Consider the following 2,207-nt stretch of genomic DNA (forward strand, 5'->3'; position numbering starts at 1 on the left):
TGTCAACGACGGCTGAATCTGGACCCCTTGGCGACGGCCGAAAGTGGACCCCCCACCAGTTGTTGATCTCGTTAGTCGTCGGTCTGGCCGGCTGCGGGAACGCGGCCGAGATCGCGGTCTTTGAGTCGGTAGCTGTCGCCTTTGAGCGAGACGACCTCGGCGTGGTGGACCAGCCGGTCGATCATGGCGGCGGCGACGACGTCGTCGCCGAAGACCTCGCCCCAGCGGCCGAAGGGCTTGTTGCTGGTGACGATCAGGCTGGCCTGTTCGTAGCGCGAGGAGACGAGCTGGAAGAACAGGTTCGCCGCTTCGGCTTCGAAGGGGATGTAGCCGACCTCGTCGATGATCAGCAGCGGGACCCGGCCCAGCTTGGTCAGCTCGGCCTGCAGGCGGCCGGCGTGATGGGCCTCGGCGAGGCGGGCGACCCACTCGGCGGCGGTGGCGAACAGGGTGCGGTGTCCGGCCTGGCAGGCCCGGACACCCAGGCCGATGGCGAGGTGGGTCTTGCCGGTGCCCGGCGGGCCGAGGAACACCACGTTGTCCTTGTTCGCGAGGAAGTCCAGCGTCCCGAGGTGGGCCAGGGTCTCGCGCTTGAGCGAGCGCTGGTGCTCGACGTCGAAGTCCTCGAGGCTTTTGCGGGCCGGGAAGCGGGCGGCGCGGATGCGGCCCTCGCCGCCGTGGGCCTCGCGGGCGGCGACCTCGCGTTGCAGGCAGGCGGCCAGGAACTCCTCGTGGGTCCAGCTCTCGGCTCGGGCGCGTTCGGCGAGCCGCTCGACCGCCGCCGCCAGCGACGGTGCCTTGAGCGCCCGGGTCAGGAACGCCAGCTCCGAGGCCACGTTGCGCCCACTGATGGGCGCGCCGGCCGAGGACCCCACCGGGGACTTGGCGGGCATCAGACCGCCTCGCCCATGTCGTCGCTCATGTCGTCGAGGCCGAACATGCGGTCGTAGTCGGCCAGATCTCGGTAGGCGACGTCCTCGCCGCTGGGAGCCGCGGACCGCTCGCGGTAGGCCTGCCGCAGCCGGGCAGTCGCCTCAGCGTGGGCGGGGTCGGTGATGCTCTGGTGCCGCGCCCAGCACCGAACATGGCGGGCGACCTGCTGCCCGTCGAGGGTCGCGACGACCTGCTCGAGGTCGGCGTCGACGACGACCCGGCGCCCGACCGCGGCCGGGTGCACCGAGTAGTCGTTGCCGTCCAGGCGGACATAGTGGTCCCGCGGCAGCCGCAGACTGGTCGTCCAGCCCGAGGACGGCGCCACCGGCGGCAGCGCCACCATCGCGGCCCGATCCGCTTCCCACCGCTCGACCGGCCGGGCGCCGAGCCGGCGGTGGTGGCGCTGGTTGGCTCGGGCGAGCCAGACCCCGAGTTGGGCGTTGAAGTCACCGGGACCGCTGAACGAGCGGCCGGGCAGGAACGAGGTCTCCAGATACTCGTTGGCGCGCTCGACCAGCCCCTTGGCCTCCGGATCCCGAGGCCGACACAGGATCACCCTGATCCCGAGAGCCCCGCGGAACCCGGTCATCGCCTCGGTCAGGACCGGGCGCCCGGCCCGCCAGGAGCCGACCGCGGACTCGTTGTCCCAGACCAGCGCCCGCGGCACGGCGCCCCACCCGGCGAGCAGCGCCCACTGCCCGGCCAGCAGGTCCGGGCCCTGCCGCGACGGGATCATCCGGGCGGTCATCACCCGCGAGTAGCCCGAGACCATCACTAGCACCGGCGGGTTCCCGGCCTGTCCCGCCCCGAGGGGCACCGGGGTCGGCGGGAACCACAGGTCGCACTGGGCGAGCTCGCCGGGCCGGTACTCGGTGCGCGAGGACGGATCCGCGGGCAGATACAGCGGGCGCAGCTCTCGGACCCGGTCCTTGAGCACCGTGAGCGAGCGAGTCCATCCGATCCGCTCGGCGATCACCGTGGCCGGCATCGTGGGGACGTCGGCGAGCAGCTCCCGGACCTGTGGTTCGACCTCGTCGACGATCGAGCCCTTCGCCGGCCGCTGGTACTTCGGGGGCTCGTCGGCGGCCAGCGCCCGGCGCACCGTGTTCCGCCCGACCCCGAGCCGGCGGGCGACCGCCTTGATCGGCATCCCCTCGGCCCGATGCAGGCGCCGGATCTCCGCCCAGTCCTCCACCTTCAGCACCCCTTCCCATCGGCAAGGGGGGTCCAGATTCACCCGTCGCCAGGGGGTCAGCTTTCAGGCGTCGTCAGCA

Annotated in this window: 2 protein-coding genes; both read right to left on the reverse strand. The window is 72.3% G+C overall.

What is annotated here, in order from left to right:
- Positions 1-71: 71 nt before the first annotated feature.
- Positions 72-893 carry an IS21-like element helper ATPase IstB gene (gene istB, locus ABD994_RS30875; RefSeq protein ID WP_345425432.1) on the reverse strand — a complete coding sequence of 274 codons (822 nt, stop codon included), beginning with the start codon at positions 891-893 and terminating at the stop codon, positions 72-74.
- Entirely contained in the window at positions 893-2,137 is a 1,245-nt protein-coding gene (gene istA, locus ABD994_RS30880) for an IS21 family transposase (RefSeq protein WP_345425436.1), read from the reverse strand. The genes istB and istA overlap by 1 nt, the downstream gene beginning before the upstream one ends.
- Between the last annotated feature and the right edge of the window lie 70 nt (positions 2,138-2,207).

The sequence above is a fragment of the Actinomycetospora chlora genome (assembly GCF_039542135.1).
Classification (GTDB): domain Bacteria; phylum Actinomycetota; class Actinomycetes; order Mycobacteriales; family Pseudonocardiaceae; genus Actinomycetospora; species Actinomycetospora chlora.